The 16,800-nt window shown below is 41.9% G+C and carries 18 protein-coding genes; 7 read left to right on the top strand and 11 right to left on the bottom strand.

The genetic code is table 11. The features are described from left to right. Positions 1–35: 35 nt before the first annotated feature. Positions 36–689 (bottom strand): hypothetical protein, encoded by a 654-nt coding sequence (locus IQ276_RS26440; RefSeq protein WP_193920504.1) that lies wholly within the window; start codon positions 687–689, stop codon positions 36–38. A gap of 616 nt (positions 690–1,305) precedes the next feature. Between IQ276_RS26440 and IQ276_RS26435 the strand changes: the two genes are divergently transcribed. The 4 genes from IQ276_RS26435 to IQ276_RS26420 all read left to right on the top strand — a co-directional run bounded on the left by IQ276_RS26435 (position 1,306) and on the right by IQ276_RS26420 (position 5,225). Next, a complete protein-coding gene (locus IQ276_RS26435; protein ID WP_193920505.1) occupies positions 1,306–2,763 on the top strand; it encodes an APC family permease in 1,458 nt (485 codons plus the stop codon). 196 nt (positions 2,764–2,959) lie between these two features. Then, positions 2,960–3,601, top strand: coding sequence for a cadmium resistance transporter (locus IQ276_RS26430; protein ID WP_190880022.1), 642 nt, complete (start codon positions 2,960–2,962; stop codon positions 3,599–3,601). Between the two features lie 207 nt (positions 3,602–3,808). Further along, on the top strand, positions 3,809–4,645 hold the full coding sequence (locus IQ276_RS26425) for a sulfite exporter TauE/SafE family protein (protein ID WP_190880020.1): 837 nt from the start codon (positions 3,809–3,811) through the stop codon (positions 4,643–4,645). 1 nt (position 4,646) lies between these two features. Then, positions 4,647–5,225, top strand: coding sequence for a DUF1634 domain-containing protein (locus tag IQ276_RS26420; protein ID WP_193918848.1), 579 nt, complete (start codon positions 4,647–4,649; stop codon positions 5,223–5,225). A 91-nt stretch (positions 5,226–5,316) separates the two neighbouring features. Here the strand turns inward: IQ276_RS26420 and IQ276_RS26415 are convergent, their stop codons facing one another. After that, positions 5,317–5,589, bottom strand: a complete 273-nt coding sequence (locus IQ276_RS26415) for a hypothetical protein (protein WP_228043191.1) — start codon at positions 5,587–5,589, stop codon at positions 5,317–5,319. Positions 5,590–5,878: 289 nt separating this feature from the next. Between IQ276_RS26415 and IQ276_RS26410 the strand changes: the two genes are divergently transcribed. From IQ276_RS26410 to IQ276_RS26400, 3 genes are all read left to right on the top strand, one after another. After that, positions 5,879–6,340: a DUF7980 family protein gene (locus tag IQ276_RS26410; protein WP_190880015.1), complete on the top strand. Its 462-nt coding sequence runs from the start codon at positions 5,879–5,881 to the stop codon at positions 6,338–6,340. Between the two features lie 159 nt (positions 6,341–6,499). Next, the gene (locus IQ276_RS26405) at positions 6,500–6,673 is read left to right on the top strand and encodes a hypothetical protein (RefSeq protein ID WP_228043192.1); all 174 of its coding nucleotides are present in this window, start codon (positions 6,500–6,502) and stop codon (positions 6,671–6,673) included. A gap of 93 nt (positions 6,674–6,766) precedes the next feature. Then, entirely contained in the window at positions 6,767–7,204 is a 438-nt protein-coding gene (locus IQ276_RS26400) for a beta-class carbonic anhydrase (RefSeq protein WP_444880223.1), read from the top strand. A gap of 11 nt (positions 7,205–7,215) precedes the next feature. Here the strand turns inward: IQ276_RS26400 and IQ276_RS26395 are convergent, their stop codons facing one another. The 9 genes from IQ276_RS26395 to IQ276_RS26355 form a co-directional block, all read right to left on the bottom strand. Beyond that, positions 7,216–8,550 carry a WD40 repeat domain-containing protein gene (locus tag IQ276_RS26395; protein WP_193918850.1) on the bottom strand — a complete coding sequence of 445 codons (1,335 nt, stop codon included), beginning with the start codon at positions 8,548–8,550 and terminating at the stop codon, positions 7,216–7,218. A 31-nt stretch (positions 8,551–8,581) separates the two neighbouring features. Next, positions 8,582–9,475, bottom strand: a complete 894-nt coding sequence (locus IQ276_RS26390) for a hypothetical protein (RefSeq protein ID WP_193918852.1) — start codon at positions 9,473–9,475, stop codon at positions 8,582–8,584. An 11-nt stretch (positions 9,476–9,486) separates the two neighbouring features. Beyond that, positions 9,487–10,542, bottom strand: coding sequence for a trypsin-like peptidase domain-containing protein (locus IQ276_RS40775; protein WP_193918854.1), 1,056 nt, complete (start codon positions 10,540–10,542; stop codon positions 9,487–9,489). Between the two features lie 77 nt (positions 10,543–10,619). Beyond that, positions 10,620–11,390, bottom strand: coding sequence for a class I SAM-dependent methyltransferase (locus IQ276_RS26380; RefSeq protein ID WP_190880008.1), 771 nt, complete (start codon positions 11,388–11,390; stop codon positions 10,620–10,622). A gap of 34 nt (positions 11,391–11,424) precedes the next feature. Further along, on the bottom strand, positions 11,425–12,114 hold the full coding sequence (locus IQ276_RS26375) for an SDR family NAD(P)-dependent oxidoreductase (protein WP_193918856.1): 690 nt from the start codon (positions 12,112–12,114) through the stop codon (positions 11,425–11,427). Between the two features lie 158 nt (positions 12,115–12,272). Then, positions 12,273–13,559 (bottom strand): MFS transporter, encoded by a 1,287-nt coding sequence (locus IQ276_RS26370; RefSeq protein ID WP_221708166.1) that lies wholly within the window; start codon positions 13,557–13,559, stop codon positions 12,273–12,275. A gap of 119 nt (positions 13,560–13,678) precedes the next feature. Next, positions 13,679–14,344, bottom strand: a complete 666-nt coding sequence (locus tag IQ276_RS26365; RefSeq protein WP_193925483.1) for a nitroreductase family protein — start codon at positions 14,342–14,344, stop codon at positions 13,679–13,681. Between the two features lie 169 nt (positions 14,345–14,513). Beyond that, positions 14,514–15,626 carry an alkene reductase gene (locus IQ276_RS26360; protein ID WP_193925485.1) on the bottom strand — a complete coding sequence of 371 codons (1,113 nt, stop codon included), beginning with the start codon at positions 15,624–15,626 and terminating at the stop codon, positions 14,514–14,516. Positions 15,627–15,837: 211 nt separating this feature from the next. Then, positions 15,838–16,632: an SDR family NAD(P)-dependent oxidoreductase gene (locus IQ276_RS26355; RefSeq protein WP_235115990.1), complete on the bottom strand. Its 795-nt coding sequence runs from the start codon at positions 16,630–16,632 to the stop codon at positions 15,838–15,840. Positions 16,633–16,800: the final 168 nt, after the last annotated feature.

Raw genomic sequence — 16,800 nt, 5'->3', positions numbered from 1 at the left:
TTTTTCAGAAATCAAATTTGATTGCTGTATTAGGTTTAAGCCTTCTTTGTAGGTGCATTAGTCACTCGTGCATCTACAATATCTTGCGATACATTCGGTATAAACCAATTCACGTCACTAGGTTTCAAGATTTTAGTACCAGCTTGATTAAATTCGATCGCCCCAGTATCGGGATTTATCTTCAAAACTAAGTTAGTCCCATTGGGAACCTTGATCGCAATACCACCTGGCAATTCTTCCTCTTGTCCGCTTACACCCAAAGCGATCGCTTTAACATCATTTGGTAGATAAACTCCCTTACAATTCCATCTATCTTTAGTTGTCTCACCATTCCCCAGAAAATACAATGCAGCCCCTTCGGAGTATTCATCATCATCAAGATTTGGTTCAGAACCGTAGATAGCTAAAGTTTTTCCTGTTTGATTACTGCACTGACCCCAGTCGATTCCTGACTCGAAGGCATATTTTTGCAACTCTAATTCATTGATTTTTTGGTCGATTTGCTCTGATGTTGAACCCTCTAATTGAGCTTGGGTTTCTTTGGCTGTTTGCAAACTATTTAATTCTTCAGTCAAATTTATATAATCAGGATTTTCGGAATATTTCGGGCGATCGGCTAGGGAAGGTTCAGCAAATACTAGACTTGCCAGGAATAAGACCAGCATCAAAATATATTTAAAGCTTTTCATGTTTTTGTTCCAAGTTTTAAAAATTGTATTTGATGACATTTTAAACACAATTGTCAACATTATAACTAATATTCAATTTTAAATTTCTCTCAACAATCACCCCTAACACCTGAATTTTTGGGGAGATTACAAGTATTAATTTCAGTTTCTCATATCATTTAAACTGGTTTTTGCAAATACCATCTCACAAATTAATTTAATACAAGCATAACTTAAGTACTAATATAATAATAAATTATATTGACCAAGCTGTGTAAGCCTTTCATGGTTTATTAGAATTAAATCTCAAAAATTCCTAGCGACTAACCGGGTATTATTTTTAACTCTATAAGTTTATAGTTATCATACTCATGAAAAAAAATTAATTTGAAATATTCTGCAAATAAAAATCAAGTTGAGATTTTTACTAATACTTGATTGTGGTAAATACATCGGGTAGTATTAAATCTATCTAGAGAAATACGACTAAAGACATAGGTATGTAAGTGAGAGATATATCGATATGTGTAAGTAGAAATCGGCGACTGGTCAAGGGGAGATTTTACTCAAAAACTAACCTTTAATTACCTGTATCTCTATCGATATATGCGTCTTTTCACACATTAAAATTTGCTCAATGAAAACAGAAAAACCATCCCATCAAAGTATTCATGGTTTAAAACCAGATTGTCTTTCTTTCTCGGAAGTATTGGCGCAATCTTTTGCTGTAATTGCACCGACGACAATACCAGCATCTAATATTGGCTTAATCGTTGCACTTTCAGGAAACGGTACTTGGCTGAGTTTTCTGATTGGTTTGATGGGGCTATTATTTGTCAGTATCAACATCAACCAGTTTGCCAGTCGCTCGGCTTCTCCAGGTTCACTGTACTCTTATATTTCCAAAGGTCTTGGTTCTACAGCGGGTGTTATTTGCGGTTGGAGTTTGGTGCTGGCTTATTTGTTTACTGGGATGTCTGTTTTGTGCGGTTTTGCCAACTTCAGCAGTGTCTTAATTGGTCATTTGGGCATTCATCCCTCCAGTATTACATTGCTGGCGATCGGTGCAGGAATTTCTTGGTATGCAGCTTATAAAGATATCCAACTTTCAGCTGTAGCGATGCTCTGGATGGAAGCAGCTTCAGTCCTATTGATTGCCATCTTGTGCATCATCATTTGGGCACACAAAGGTTTTGCGTTGGATATGTCGCAACTAACCCTCTCTGGTACAACTCCAGGCAGCGTAGCCACAGGACTTGTGTTGGTAATGTTTGCTTTCTCTGGCTTTGAAAGTGCTACATCGCTAGGTGATGAAGCAAAAAAACCATTACAAACAATCCCTAAATCTGTGATGGGTAGCGTCATCCTCGCCGGTCTGTTTTATATATCAACAACCTATATAGAAGTCTTGGGCTTTAGTGGTACTGGCGTCTCCATTACTCAAACTGAAGAACCTCTGGGTTTTTTATCCCGACAAGCAGGAGTTGGTTTTTTGGGAGAATTTGTGGCTTTAGGTGCCTTATTTAGCTTCTTCGCTTGCATCCTTGGCAGCATCAACCCAGCCGCTAGAGTGTTTTTCTTGATGGCACGTCATGGTTTATTCCATTCCTCATTGGGAACAGCACACTCATCCAACAAAACGCCCCACGTTGCAGTCACGATGTGTTCGTTGATAACATTTTTCGTACCTGCTGTCATGTCCCTATTTAATATCAAGTTATTCGAGAGTATGGGTTATTTGGGGGCAATTTGTAGCTACGGATTCTTAACGGTGTACATTCTGATTTCTGTCGCAGCTCCAGTTTACCTATACAAAATTAGAAAACTCCGGCGGCGAGATGTGGTATTTTCGGTTGTCGGAGTTGGGTTCATGATGATTCCAGTTTTAGGTAGTGTAGGAATTCCCGGTAGTACACTTTTCCCAGTTCCCGAAGCTCCTTACAATGCCTTTCCCTACTTGTTCTTGTTATACATACTTCTCACTTGTGGGTGGTTCATCATTAAAAGACTACGTTCTCCCAACCTGGTTGTGAAAATGCGCCAAGGAATTGAAGAGATTCACACTAAATTCAGCGATACCAGGAAAATTCCTTAATTGTGGAGAGTGGGGAATGGGGGGATGAGGGGGATGAGGGAGATGAGGGAGATGGGGACAAGGGGACAGCAACAAGTCTTTTCGTTTGTTCCTCTATCCTCTTCCTTCCCCGTGTCTCCGTGTCCCCGTGTCCTCTTTCCATGCCCAATGCCCAATGCCCTAATCCAAAATCCAAAATCCAAAATCCAAAATTAATATGAGCGGGTTACTTACTGCTATTAGCACGGGTGCAGCTGCCTTTAGTGCTACAAATATCGATGATATTGTTATTTTGACGCTGTTTTTTTCCCAGGTGAATGCTAAGTTTCGGCGTTGGCATATAGTCACTGGTCAGTATCTAGGTTTCACAGCGTTGGTAATGGCTAGTCTTCCTGCTTTCTTTGGTGGCTTAATGTTACCAAAACCTTGGATTGGACTATTTGGTTTAGTACCCATAGCAATTGGTATCAAATGCTTACTAAATCGAGAAGATGATGCATCAGAGGAAGATGAAACAGAAATAGAGCAGTCTGAGAGTTCGTATTTAAGTAAATTTCTCAATTTTCAAACTTACAGCGTAGCAGCAGTGACCTTTGCCAATGGCACTGACAATATCAGTATCTACGTTCCTTTATTTGCTAGCAGTAATTGGGAGAGTCTGCTAATAATTCTGGGAGTGTTTTTTATGCTAGTAGGATTTCTATGCTTTGTAGCATACAAATTAACTCATAATGCAGCGATCGCTAATCTTTTGACTCGTTACGGTAACGATTTTATGCCTTTTGTCTTAATAGGATTAGGCGCTTTTATCATTGTGGATAGTGGTAGCTTGACTCTGCTGAACTTATTAAATAAATAGTCATTAATCATTGGTTATTTGTTATTCCCCGCGTCAGAGCGTCAGAGCGTCCCCGTATCCCTCCGTCTCCGTGTCCCCGTGTCCCCACTCCCCAAAAATATGAACCACTAAACCTGTCAACAGTAAGCAACTTGGCATTTAAGTTTTAAAGAATACAAAAATTATTTTGGCATCTTGATATACATGTAAAAAAAAGAGGTATGAAATTTGTCAATTTTAGAATTTTCTTTACTAGTTTGGATTGGTTCATTTAGCGCTGGCTTTTTAGGCGCGTTAACTGGGTTAGGGGGTGGAGTAGTAATTGTTCCTTTATTAACTTCAGTATTTGGTGTTGATCTTCGATATGCCGTTGGTGCTTCCTTAGTATCTGTAATTGCTACTTCTTTGGGTGCAGCATCTACTTACATCAAAAAAGGCTATACCAATTTACGATTGGGGATGTTTTTAGAAGTAGGGACAACTATCGGCGCGATCGCCGGCGCTATGATTGCTACTTTTGTGTCTGTGAAAGCCCTAACTATTGTATTAGCGATCGTCCTGATTTATTCAGCATACCTTTCACAACGACCGAGAGTAGAAAATACTGAAGATGAACCAGCAGACGCCTTAGCAAACTATCTAAAACTCAATAACAGTTATCCAACTCCTGATGGACTGATGTCTTATCAAGTCCATTCAGTACCAATGGGGTTTGGGATGATGATTCTAGCTGGGGTGCTTTCTGGATTGCTTGGTATTGGTTCCGGCGGATTTAAGGTATTGGCGATGGATCAAGCTATGCGCCTACCCTTCAAAGTTTCTACTACCACTAGCAATTTTATGATCGGCGTCACGGCAGCAGCCTCAGCCGGAGTTTATTTAGCACGAGGTTACATCGATCCAGGACTATCTATGCCGGTAATGTTGGGAGTATTACCTGGTGCTTTTTTGGGCGCACGAGTTCTTGCAGGGGCTAATACGCAGATTTTAAGAATTATTTTCAGCGTTGTGTTGGTGGTAATGGCTTTAAAGATGGTTTACAACAATTTAATAGGGGGGCTGTAAAATGTATAAATTAAATACTGGTTTTCGCTGGGCATCATCGGCACAGGCAGAGAGTAAAGTCATTGCACTAAGCTTACCGCCGGAAAATTCACACTCTGATCTTGAGAAGTTGGAAGAACACCAGGTTAGCACAGTGGCACAATTGCCGAATCGCTCGGAAGTTGATGCTAACAAGAACGTAACGAAAACATCAAGTGAACAACAATTAGAATATTTGCTAAGTAACCTGCTTAAATATGGCGTTTTGATAGCTAGTGCTGTAGTTTTATTGGGCGGTATCCTCTACTTGATTCATCATGGTGCTGAACCTGCTGAATATCACTTTTTTCGGGGAGAACCATTGCAATTTCGCTCACCAGCAGGTGTAGTGCAAGCAGTTTTATCAGGTAGCGATGCCTACGGCGGGCTACGCCTACGCGGTATTATTCAACTGGGACTATTACTACTAATTGCTACTCCAATTTTACGGGTAGTCATTTCTCTATTAGCTTTTCTGCTAAAGCGAGAATTTATTTATGTGATTGTTACCTTATTAGTCCTAGTTAGTCTCAGTTACAGCCTTCTAGGAGCGTATTATTAATTTTACTTTCAAAGGTTAAAGGGTAAATTAACGCTTTTACCCTTAACCGCAAAGTATTAAAATTTACCCAAATTTCAATGCCTACCAATGATTATGAACCTTGTAAAAGTTCATTAATTGAGCTTAGACTCTGTTGAATTAGTTCTACTAGATAAGTTCTTAGGGAATCAATATTTACCACTGAGAAATTTAATAATCCCACAGCATATAAAAGACTTGAAATCCCAATAATTAAAGCCAAAAATCTGCCAAAGCAACCTGGATTAATTTCAATAAAGCCTAATTTAGATTGCCCGATGACAGCAATTGTTATAAACACAATTCCTGCTATGACAAATGTATTATTTGCAGTTAAATCTGTCATTTTCCTATTCAGATAGTTCAGTAGTTTTATTGTAGCTATTATTATTTTACATTTCTGCAACGGCTATATCTATGGAGGAGATGACGAGATGGGGAGATGAGGGAGAAATAGCCAATGACTAATGACTAATACTTCGGCTCCGCCCAGTACAAGTGACCAATGACTAATGACTAATGACAATTAGTAGAAGTTTTAGTGTCAACAACCCAAAATAGTATCACTTGTGTACTAGACTTTGGTCTAGCTTTTAGTTTAAACTACACTAAGTAGATAGGAATAGTGGGTTTTTATGCAAAGCGTCGAGAAAGTAAGTCAAGAGTTAAGCCTCGAAAACCAGACAATGACTGAGCAGTTAGAGCCAACTATTTCAAAGGAGTTCAAAAAAGACATTTTCAAAAAGCTCAGAGGCGGTTTTTTTCTAGTACTGGGATATTTATTGTCACCACTATGTTGGTGGAATGACTTACTTTTTAATCTGCCAATAGCTTATGGTTTTGGCTATGGATGCAGCTTGTTTTTCCCGAAATTACTTTTACCTTGTTCTATTATAGGGTACTGGCTCTCTAATATTGTGGGAATTCTTTTGATGCAATTTGGTTCTCAGGAGATATTTCAAAAAGAACCCAAAGAGCATAACCTCAAAAAAGAGTTATTTACGGGTCTAATTACTTCAACAGTTTATACCTTGTTGATTTTGGTATTGATCCAGTTGAAGATTCTCGATTCTCCTGTTTTATTCTCCAACGGTTAAATTAGTCCCTCTCTCTAACCCTCTCCTTTTAGAAGAGGGTTAGGGAAAAACTTTTGTTGCTGGAATAGGGGTTTCAAAGCCTCTCTCCTACGAAGAAAGAGATTTCAAGTATATATTTTGACTTTTAAAACATCTTCATAGAGACATGAAATTAAAATCATGAGTCAAATTTTAGAAGAAGTTCTATCAGCGAACCGCGCCTACGTTGAAAATTTCGGTGATAAAGGTGACCTTACCATACCGCCTGCTCGTCGATTTGCGATTCTCACCTGCATGGATGCTCGACTTGATCCAGCAAAATTTGCTGGGTTGGTTGCAATACAGTTCAGTTAAGCCTTTCTTTCTTCTCTTTGCGTCCTTTGCGTCCTTGGCGGTTCGTTAAAAAAATTGAATTTGACCAAGAGTTTTAGCCTTAACTGAACTGTATTGGGGTTGGTTGAAGGAGACGCCCATGTGATTCGTAATGCAGGTGGCCGCGCGAGTGATGATGCAATCCGCTCTTTAGTAATCTCCTACAAATTACTTGGTACTCGTGAGTGGTTGGTGATTCATCACACAAATTGTGGTATGGAAACCTTCACAGACCAAGTTATCCGGAATTTACTGGCTAATAGTCTCAAAACCGCGAAGATAGACGAGACGGGTTGGCATGATGTTGATTCTGGAGGAGGATCGAGCGAAGCTGAGTTCATTGATTGGTTGACTATCGGCGAACAAGCACAAAGTGTCTATGCAGATGTGAAACGGATTCGCTCTCACCCATTAGTACCCCCAGAAATTCCGATTTATGGCTACCTCTACGATGTCAAAACTGGGGAATTGATTGAAATTCCCGAAGCTACACAAGCTGGACTAGCTCTCTAGTTCGTACTTTTTTAGGAAGATAGAGTCCAAATCCTAATTTTGGAATCACCACCACCACTAACTAGAATTTTGTCGCGGGGACTGAAAGCAAGACAATTTACAGGACTTTTAAGCTCAAGAGTCTGTATGAGTTCTCCTGTTTGATAATTCCAAATTTGGATTGTATTATCTTCACCTCCGCTGGCAATAATTTTTTCAGTCGGACTAAATGCGATCGCATTCACCGAATCTGTGTGACCAGTAAAAATACGCTCTTCTCTTCCAGTACTTGTATTCCACAGCTTTATTGGTGGATTAGAAACACCATTATCACCGGCACTACTACCTCCACTGGCAATGGTTTGTCCATCAGGACTAATAGCAACTGAGCGAATTGACCCTACTGAACGGTCGAACCAAGACACCATCGAACCAAAAAAGTCGGAAGGGCGATTTAGTGTACGTATTCTCTCTCCATTGCGCCAATTCCAAATCATAATTGCGCCATCAATTCCACCGCTCACTAAAAACCGTCCATCTGGACTAAAGGTAAGAGAATTGACATCCCATCCATGCCCTCTTAAAGTGCGTATCTCTTTTCCACTAATGGGATGCCAAAGTCTAATAGCAGCGTCAAAATGTCCAGTAGCTAGAGTTTCTCCATCGGGGCTAAAGGCGACGCAACTAGTTCGCAAGGAAACTAAAGAACTGCCTAAAGTTTGTTTAACTCTACCTGTGCGTATATCCCACAACTTGATATTTCCATCCTGAAATTCCATATTGCTGGCACTTGCTAGAGTTTGTCCATCTGGACTAAAGTCAATAGAAAGAACTGGGCTAGAATGTCCAGTTAAATTAGTTAGCAATTCTCCAGTGGTCAAGTTCCATAATTTTATCGTGCGTAGGCGTAGCCCGTCGTAGACATCGCCATCGCCACTAGCAAGCATTTTTCCATCTCGGCTAATAGCAACACACAAAACAGAATCTGAATGTCCGCTGAGGATTTTTGTATTTTTGTAGCGATTATCTAGATTATCTACTGATTTTTTGGATTCAGTACATTCTCTTTTAATTTCTGGGAGTAAATTATCTATTTTGATCTGAATATCTTCGCCTACATCCTGACGAATCACCTCAAGCAACGCGCAAAGTGCAGGTTGACCAAGCGCAATTTCTCCAAAGCTGACTAATTCATTTACCAAATTAGGAATAAACTCATTCGTGGGTGTGTTGAAATTTAGACCATACTGCACAGGCGTATCTGTCCCCAATGCTCTGATTAAATACCCCCGACGCTGGCTTTCATTTTCCATCAATGGTCTAAGTATGGGTAATATTTTTTGGATTAATTCGCTGTTTATTGCCATAGCTTAATTCTTTTTAAATAAAGAATAAAATTTATCCAGGTAGTATATCTTTAACAATGGGACGTAACTTTTTCCAGACTACTTCGCTTTTAAAATTCTCCAAAAAATTAGATGGTTTATCGTAAAAATAAAGCTGTTTGCGGCTAAGTTCATAAATTACGGGGACTTCATACCATAACAAGTCTAAATTATGGTCTAAAGCATTAGTAGTCTGCACTTTAGATGCTGTTGTTTCATCAACTGTGTCAACAAGAGCAACTGCAAAACAAAGGTGAGCAGGTGCTCTAAAGTTATATATTGCTTGACCCAGTGCAGATGGGTTAGCTTCCTTTTTAGCCCAATCAGTGCATTGAGAAGCAAATCGCTGCAATATTTTTATATTTATTTCAGCAAACTCAGAAAACAAAAAGAATGCTTCTCCACGCATACTAAAAATGCCAAAGGGTAACTCAAAATCTGAAATTTTAGCAACGTAATTTAATTGACCATTAGCATAAGTAATATTTTTGCGAATATCCAAGCAACCTTGTTTTCTTAGTCTATCTAGGGTGACGGTAAAATATGCATCCAACGCATGGGAGTAAATTTTGGGGATTTGATTTTGTTTTTTTGTCAGTTCTTCTGTAATCTTTCGCAGCAAATTATCAATTTTTTGCTGATTATCTAGTCCTACAGTTTCACGTATGACTTCCAATAAACTACAAAGTGCAGGTTTGCCAGGTGTAATTTCTCCAAATGCTACGAGTTCGTCGATCGTTTGGGGAATAAAAACTTCAACGGGCGTATCCCACATCAAACGATTCAATACATTTGCATTAGTTCCTAAGGCTATAACAAGATAAGACCGACGTTGTTGTTTATCCCACATAAATGGTTGCAACACACGCGATAATTCTTGGATAATTTCCCCACTGATTTGTGCCATCTAAATTAATCTTATAATCGTGCGTAAATTTCTGGTGCGTTATTTTTTAAGTCATTTAATATGGCGATCGCACTTGTTCCTCCATTGCGTAAATACCTTCGTTGCGTATTTGGTTCGATTAACGTTCCTCCACTATGGTGAATACCAACTACATGAAAATCATCATCGAAAACAGGCGATCCCGATGAACCGGGTTCTGTACTTGTAGTGTATTGTAATACTTGATTGTCGGCGTAAGCAACAAAGTTATTCTGGATGGAAATTTTCTTCACACGACCGCTAGGATGTTGAATTATTGCTACGCGATCATCTCGTCGCATCAACTTTTTTTGTAAGATTAAGGGTTTGCCAAAATCAGGTAAGTCTTTCAGATTTACTACTGTATAGTCGAGTTCTTCGTTAGTGTAAAAAGTACCTCCTTTTAAAGCTCCAATAGTTTGTTTTGGACATTCTTTACCGTTAATATCCAATTGGTAGTTGAAGCTAAAATTACTTTTTTCTGCTACTTCCCGACTATCAATGACATGATTATTCGTCATTAGTAAATCAGGTGCAATCATAAAACCTGTACCCAAACCAGTTTGAGTTGCTATATGAACGACGGCTTTTGATGCTTCCAAAGCCAAGTTTAATATGTAAATATCGCGTAATGTATTCTCACCAATAATTCTTTCTTTGACATCAGCTACACTATCCATCCCCTTCCAATTATCGATTCCACGGTTGGGGCTGGCTGGAACGTTCAGGGGATATTTTTGAAATAACTCAAGGATAAAATCTCGATCTTCATCCCCAGTGAAACCCTGAATGATGTTGAGGAAGACAGCAAGGGCTTCCTTATCATAAGCAACCCGGCCAAACTGGGCTAAAAAGCGCACAACTTCTACAGAAACACCCATTGGTGAACCATCTAAATCTAAACGCGCCAGGATGGTATCTGCTTGGGGGACACCTTCTAATGCGCCTGCGACTAAACGACGGCGATCGCGCACATTAGCAAAATCAGGTAAATTCTGTACAATACGCGTCAGGCGCTGGAAGTCAGGTTGGGATAGCTGGACAGTCACGGTTACTTCTTGAATGAGGATATTTATGTTTTACCGTGAATTCTGACCATATTTGACTATGTAAGTTGCGATTATTACTATGGCTGTGGTGATTTAGCGATCGCCGCCCACACTCGATGATGAACTTGCAGGATTGGTGTGGGATATTTTGCTTCCAGTAACACCGCCAATTCTCGGTCAAATACTTCCACCTTTTCTGGTGTTAAACTGGCTCCCACACCCGCACTAGCACGAATTCGCCCCCGCCAATCTTCATGTGTATAAGATACAAATACATCGTAAGAAAATGTGCGGATATCCCGAAATCCTCCTTCTCCAATATCTTGTAACCACAGAGGATACAATCCATTACCGCCGGCCAGATTCCACGCTGGATTATGAGCCTTAATCAGTTGTTCTGTTGCTTCAACGACATTACCCTTTAAAGGTATCCAATCAAAATGAGCGATCGCAATTGTGCCATTCGCTCTCAATATCCGAGTAATTTCTTTGACAGCACGCCCACGGTCAAACCAATGCCAACACTGTCCAGCAGTGACCACATCAGCACTGGCATCTGGTAACTCAGTATTTTCGGCAGTTGCAACTCGATAATCTACTTTGATTTGGGCAGATTCACTTAACTGTCTGGCTTGTTCTAGAAGTGACACTGATGGGTCGATACCAATCACATAAGCACCCCTATCTGCAAAACCCCGCGCTAGTGTTCCCGTTCCTGTGCCCAGGTCAACAATGTTTTGTCCTGGTAAACCTATACCATATTCGGACAGTTTATTAAATAATGAACTGGGAAAACCAGCGCGGTGTTTTGCATAGTCAACAGCAGTTGCACCAAAATCAATTTTCATACGTTCAAAAATATTCTTGTAACAATTATCTTGGCTAGAAGTTCTCTACCCACGGACGTAGTTCTACTTCCCATGTCCAAGCACTGCGGGGTTGGCGGAGGATATTGAGATAAGTTTGAGCGATCGCATCCGGATCGAGAGTACTATCAGTATTATCCACTGGATCTGGGCGAACTGCTGAACGAATTACACCATCAATTATGAAATGTGCCACATGAATATTCTTTGGTGCTAATTCCCTAGCAATACTCTGAGCTAAACCGCGCAGTGCAAATTTACCCATTGCAAAAGGAGCAGACTGAGGAAAACCCTTAACACTTGCTGAGGCTCCTGTAAAGAAGATCGCACCACCTCCATGCTGCAACATCCGTTTGGCAGCAGCTTGGGCAACCAGAAAGCCACCATAGGCAGTCACTTCTAGAGTTTTTGCCACCCCAGCGGGATCTAGCTCAACCAAAGGTCCCCGCACGCGGAAACTAGGGTTATAAATCACAATATTTGGGGAACCTAGCTGATTTTCAACATCAATAAATAACTGTTCCACTTCATCTGGTTTTGAGGCATCAGCGGCGAAACTCACCGCCCCAATTTCACTAGTTAGCTGGGTGAGTTTCTCAATTTGCCGAGCAGCTAGAGCGACACTTATTCCTTCTTTCGCAAATAACCGGGCTAAAGAGGCACTTAGTCCACTACCTGCTCCCACTATCAATGCTGTTGTTGCCATGATTTTAATTTTCCTGTTTCAATTTTGGATTTTAGATTTTAGATTTTTTCCACGTAGCTTACTTAGACCAGAGCGAATATAAATTCCGGGGTAACTCTTGGAGATCCTACGCCAACAGACCTTGTTAAATTTTGAATTTTGGATGAAAAATTCAAAATTTAAAATCTAAAATCCAATGAATTGCCCCTAGTAGGACTTTGACCAATCCGCAGTACACAAACTGCGGCAATCAGGCATAGAACGCCCGATAAAATAAACGCCTGCAAATAACTACCCATCCAAGTTCTTAACACCCCGGCTCCAAATGCTGCTGTGGCTGCACCGATTTGATGTCCTGCGACAATCCAGCCGAACATCACGCCGACATTTTCTTTACCGAAGACATTGGCAACAAGACGTACCGTAGGCGGTACTGTAGCAATCCAATCAAGTCCATAGAAGATGGCGAACACGGAAAGTCCATAAAAGGAAAAATTAAAACTGAAGGGTAAGAAAATCAAAGACAAACCCCGCAGTCCGTAGTACCAACATAATAAGTAGCGATTATTCCAGCGATCGGATAGCCAGCCGGAAATAGTTGTCCCAAAAAAATCAAATAGACCCATGATTGCCAAAAGACCAGCGGCCTTGACTTCCGGGATACCATGATCGATACAAGCGGGAATCAGATGAGTACCAATTAACCCATTTGTGCTAGCACCACAGATAAAAAAGCTACCAAATAACAGCCAAAAGTCGCGGTTATGCATTCCCAGCCAAAGGGCGTTGAGGGTGGAGGCGATGGAATTTGCTTTTGGCTGTAATACTTCTGAAGTTTCGCTGTTGTCGCCAAAGGGTCGCAAACCAACTTCTGCCGGTCGATCGCGCATAAAAATAGCGATCGCTGGAATAATTAAAAGTGCTGCACCAGTGAGAATCAAAGCCGCAGTTCGCCAGCCAAAGCGATCGGCGATTGAAGCCAGTATAGGTAAAAACACTAATTGTCCAGTAGCCGTACTCGCAGTTAGGACGCCTAAAACCAAACCCCGCCTTTCAAAGAACCAGCGATTGACAACAATCGCACCCAAAACCAGGGCGATAACTCCGCTACCAGAACCGACAACTATGCCCCACAGCAAAACTAACTGCCAGGGCGCTGACATCAAAGTAGTTAAACCGACACCCATCGCAATCACAGCCAGCGAACACACCATCATCCGACGAATGCCGATCCGTTCCATGACTGTGGCAGCAAAAGGGCCGATTAGTCCGTAAAGTACCAAGTTCAGCGAGATTGCCAAAGATATAGTAGCTCTACTCCAGCCGAATTCCTGTTCAAGAGGCACGATAAAAACTCCGGGAGCAGACCGAATTCCGGCTCCCACCAACAAAGCAAGAAATGTTAAACCCGCGACGAGCCAGCCATAGTGAAGCGATCGACGCGCGAGGAATGAGGCTAGGGACATGATTTGGGGAGTGGGGAGGCAGGGGGCAGGGGGCAGGAGGCAGAGGGGCGGAGGGGCTGAGGAGAAAGAACTTGTACAACAACTCTCCCCTGCTCCCCATCCTCTTCCAATGCCCAAAACTAACCCTGATATGGATTACCGATTGTGTCTACGGAGACGTTGTAGGAAAATGGCAAACGACCAGGATTCAAGCGTGGTTCTGCTGCATAGCCGACAGGAACTAAAACAGCGATCGCTAAATCTGGATTATCCGTAGCACCAATCACTTCTTTGACTTTTTCCTCAACCCAACCGTTCATAAAACAAGTAGACAATCCCAGGCTTTCTGCTGCTAACACTAAATGGGTAGAAGCAATGATCGCATCTTTAATGGCATATTCGCGTCGCTTGTCGCCTAAACCAGCTTGGAATTGGGGAATGGCGTTTTTAAAGTAGTCTACGGTTTTTTCATTCCATGCCCCAGTTTGGAGTCCCTGCTCAAGAATTGGGGTCAAGTCTTGTTCACCTGCGTTAGGATTGGCAGCAAACACAAAGGTCACAGGTGCTTGAACAATTTGCTGTTGATTCCAAGATGCTGCTGCTAGCGCCGCCTTTTGTGCCTCATCTTGTACAAGAATAATTTGCCAGTCTTGGATATTAAAACTGCTAGGCGCCGCCACAGTTAACTCTACCAATTGTTTGAGCAGTTCTGGAGCGATGGGGTCTGATTTAAAAGTTTTGATTGAACGACGTTGAGCGATCGCACTTGGTACATCTAAAGGTTGGATTTGGGTGATTGGACTCATGAGATTCTCCTGATAGTTGAGTTAAACAATTTTGGATTTTAGATTTTAGATTTTAGATTTTTTCCATCTAACTTGGAGGAGAGCGAGTATAAATTCACTTACTCTCAGACCTTTTTAAACTTTGAATCCAAGAAATCTAAATCCAAAATCCAAAATTTAAAATCTAAAATTATGAGTTGGCTACTGCCTCGCTAGCAGCTGACCAAAATGGATAGTCTGTATATCCCTTTTCGTCGCCACCATAAAAGGTGGCTTGATTGGGTTGATTTAGTGGTGCATTCAAAGCCAAACGTCGAGGTAAATCTGGATTAGATATAAATAATGTACCAAAGGCAACTAAATCTGCTGCTTTGTTTGCTAGTACAGCATCGCCTTTTTCACGAGTGTAACCGCCATTGACGATGAGTGTATTTCTAAAGCGATCGCGTATATGACTAGTAGGCACAACAACCCCGCCATGTCTGATATCTGCGTCTATTGCTTCAAAAATATGCAGATACGCCAAATTAAACTGGTTCAACGCCTGAGTGGCATAACCAAATGTCTCCAGCGGATTAGAGTCACGCATATCGTTAAAAGTCCCACTGGGAGAAAAACGTACTCCTACCCGATTAGAATCCCACACACTAGTTACCGCCTCTGTCACCTCCAACAAAAATCGAGCGCGATTTTCAATGGAACCCCCATATTTATCTGTACGCTGATTTGTACCATCCCGCAAAAACTGATCTATTAAATAACCATTAGCCGCGTGAATTTCCACCCCATCAAACCCAGCGGCCAAAGCATTTGCCGCTGCTTGACGGTACTGTTCTACTATCTGTGGTATTTCTGAAGTTTCTAAAGCACGGGGAGTCACAAAGGGCTTAGGCCCCTCAAAAGTTGAGGCTTCACCTTTAGCAGCAATGGCTGAAGGTGCCACAGGTAAAGCTCCATCCGGTTGTAAGTCAGGGTGAGAAATCCTGCCTACGTGCCATAGTTGCAGAAAAATTCTCCCTCCCTGTTGATGCACAGCATCAGTTACTAACTTCCAGCCCTCCACCTGTTCTGATGAATGAATTCCTGGTGTACCGGGATAGCCTTGCCCTTCGGGAGTTACCTGTGTTGCTTCAGAAATAATCAGTCCAGCAGAAGCACGTTGGGTGTAGTAAATAGCATTAAGTTGGTGTGGTACGTTTCCCTCACCCGCCCGATTTCGGGTTAACGGCGCCATCACTATTCGGTTTGGTAGTTCCAGATTCCCTAATTGATAAGGTGAAAATAAGTTGATATCAGTACTCATTGGTTGTGTCTCCAAATTGTTATTAGTTATTAGTCATTAGTCATTAGTCATTAGGCATTGGGGATTGGGCATGGGGCATGGGGCATTGGAAGTGTGGGAGGTGTGTCCGGTGTGGGAGGATGAGGAAGAAATCTTTCCCCCCTCTCTCCCCACACTCCCCCATCCCCCTCATCTCCCCATCTCCCCACTCCCCACTCCCCACTCCCCCACACTAAACAATTGACCGAATAACACCACCATCTACCCGCAAAGCTGCACCATTGGTTGCTGAAGCCAGGGGACTCGACAGGTAAACTACCATCGCTGCTACTTCTTCATTGGTTTCAAAGCGTTTAATTAGGGAACTTGGACGGACATTTTGGAAAAATTCCGCCTCAACTTGGGCTGGACTAACACCACGTTCCTGCGCTAGGTTGGAAATAAAGACTTCAACGCCTTCTGAACGGGTTGGCCCTGGTAGGACGGAGTTTACTGTGACTCCAGTACCAACAGTTATTTCTGCTAAACCCCGCGCAATGGCAAGCTGGGCTGTCTTAGTTGTGCCGTAGTGAATCATTTCCACTGGAATTTGAATGGCAGATTCACTGGAAATAAAAATGATCCGCCCCCAGTTTTGCTCTAGCTGCTTTTGCAGATATTGCCGACTCAAACGAACTCCACTGAGTACGTTCACCTCAAATATCTTTAACCAGTCTTCATCAGTAATCTCAAAGAAGCTTTTTGGCTCATAAATACCTAGATTGTTAATTAGGATGTCAACGTGAGGAACTTCTTGAAAAAGTTGCTCTACTCCTGCTTTTGTACCTGCGTCAGCAACAACACCAGAAACTTTCGCTTCGGGTACACTTTGCTGAATTTTAGCGATCGCCTGTGCTACTCTTTGGTCAGACCGACCATTAACAATCACTGATACACCCTCTTGAGCTAACCCTTGGGCTATGGCAAAACCAATGCCTGCCGTTGAGCCGGTTACCAGTGCGGATTTACCATGCAATTTCAAGTCCATTTCGCTCTTTCCCCGTTAATTTGCTCTGGGACTGGGGATTGGGGACTGGGGATTGGGGATTAGGGATTGGGGACTGGGGATTGGGAGGAGTGGGGGAGGTGGGAAGCTTTTTTATAATCTCCCCACACTCCCTCATCTCCCCATCTCCCTAGTCCCCAGTCCCCAGCC

The organism is Desmonostoc muscorum LEGE 12446, assembly GCF_015207005.2.
Classification (GTDB): domain Bacteria; phylum Cyanobacteriota; class Cyanobacteriia; order Cyanobacteriales; family Nostocaceae; genus Nostoc; species Nostoc muscorum.
This window is presented reverse-complemented; position numbering and strand designations above follow the sequence as displayed.

Bases quoted from the DNA above. Each gene is read 5' to 3' on its own strand.
- IQ276_RS26440 (WP_193920504.1), bottom strand. From the start codon at position 689: ATGAAAAGCTTTAAATATATTTTGATGCTGGTCTTATTCCTGGCAAGT.
- IQ276_RS26435 (WP_193920505.1), top strand. From the start codon at position 1,306: ATGAAAACAGAAAAACCATCCCATCAAAGTATTCATGGTTTAAAACCA.
- IQ276_RS26430 (WP_190880022.1), top strand. From the start codon at position 2,960: ATGAGCGGGTTACTTACTGCTATTAGCACGGGTGCAGCTGCCTTTAGT.
- IQ276_RS26420 (WP_193918848.1), top strand. From the start codon at position 4,647: ATGTATAAATTAAATACTGGTTTTCGCTGGGCATCATCGGCACAGGCA.
- IQ276_RS26415 (WP_228043191.1), bottom strand. From the start codon at position 5,589: ATGACAGATTTAACTGCAAATAATACATTTGTCATAGCAGGAATTGTG.
- IQ276_RS26410 (WP_190880015.1), top strand. From the start codon at position 5,879: ATGCAAAGCGTCGAGAAAGTAAGTCAAGAGTTAAGCCTCGAAAACCAG.
- IQ276_RS26405 (WP_228043192.1), top strand. From the start codon at position 6,500: ATGAGTCAAATTTTAGAAGAAGTTCTATCAGCGAACCGCGCCTACGTT.
- IQ276_RS26395 (WP_193918850.1), bottom strand. From the start codon at position 8,550: ATGGCAATAAACAGCGAATTAATCCAAAAAATATTACCCATACTTAGA.
- IQ276_RS26390 (WP_193918852.1), bottom strand. From the start codon at position 9,475: ATGGCACAAATCAGTGGGGAAATTATCCAAGAATTATCGCGTGTGTTG.
- IQ276_RS26380 (WP_190880008.1), bottom strand. From the start codon at position 11,390: ATGAAAATTGATTTTGGTGCAACTGCTGTTGACTATGCAAAACACCGC.
- IQ276_RS26375 (WP_193918856.1), bottom strand. From the start codon at position 12,114: ATGGCAACAACAGCATTGATAGTGGGAGCAGGTAGTGGACTAAGTGCC.
- IQ276_RS26370 (WP_221708166.1), bottom strand. From the start codon at position 13,559: ATGTCCCTAGCCTCATTCCTCGCGCGTCGATCGCTTCACTATGGCTGG.
- IQ276_RS26365 (WP_193925483.1), bottom strand. From the start codon at position 14,344: ATGAGTCCAATCACCCAAATCCAACCTTTAGATGTACCAAGTGCGATC.
- IQ276_RS26360 (WP_193925485.1), bottom strand. From the start codon at position 15,626: ATGAGTACTGATATCAACTTATTTTCACCTTATCAATTAGGGAATCTG.
- IQ276_RS26355 (WP_235115990.1), bottom strand. From the start codon at position 16,632: ATGGACTTGAAATTGCATGGTAAATCCGCACTGGTAACCGGCTCAACG.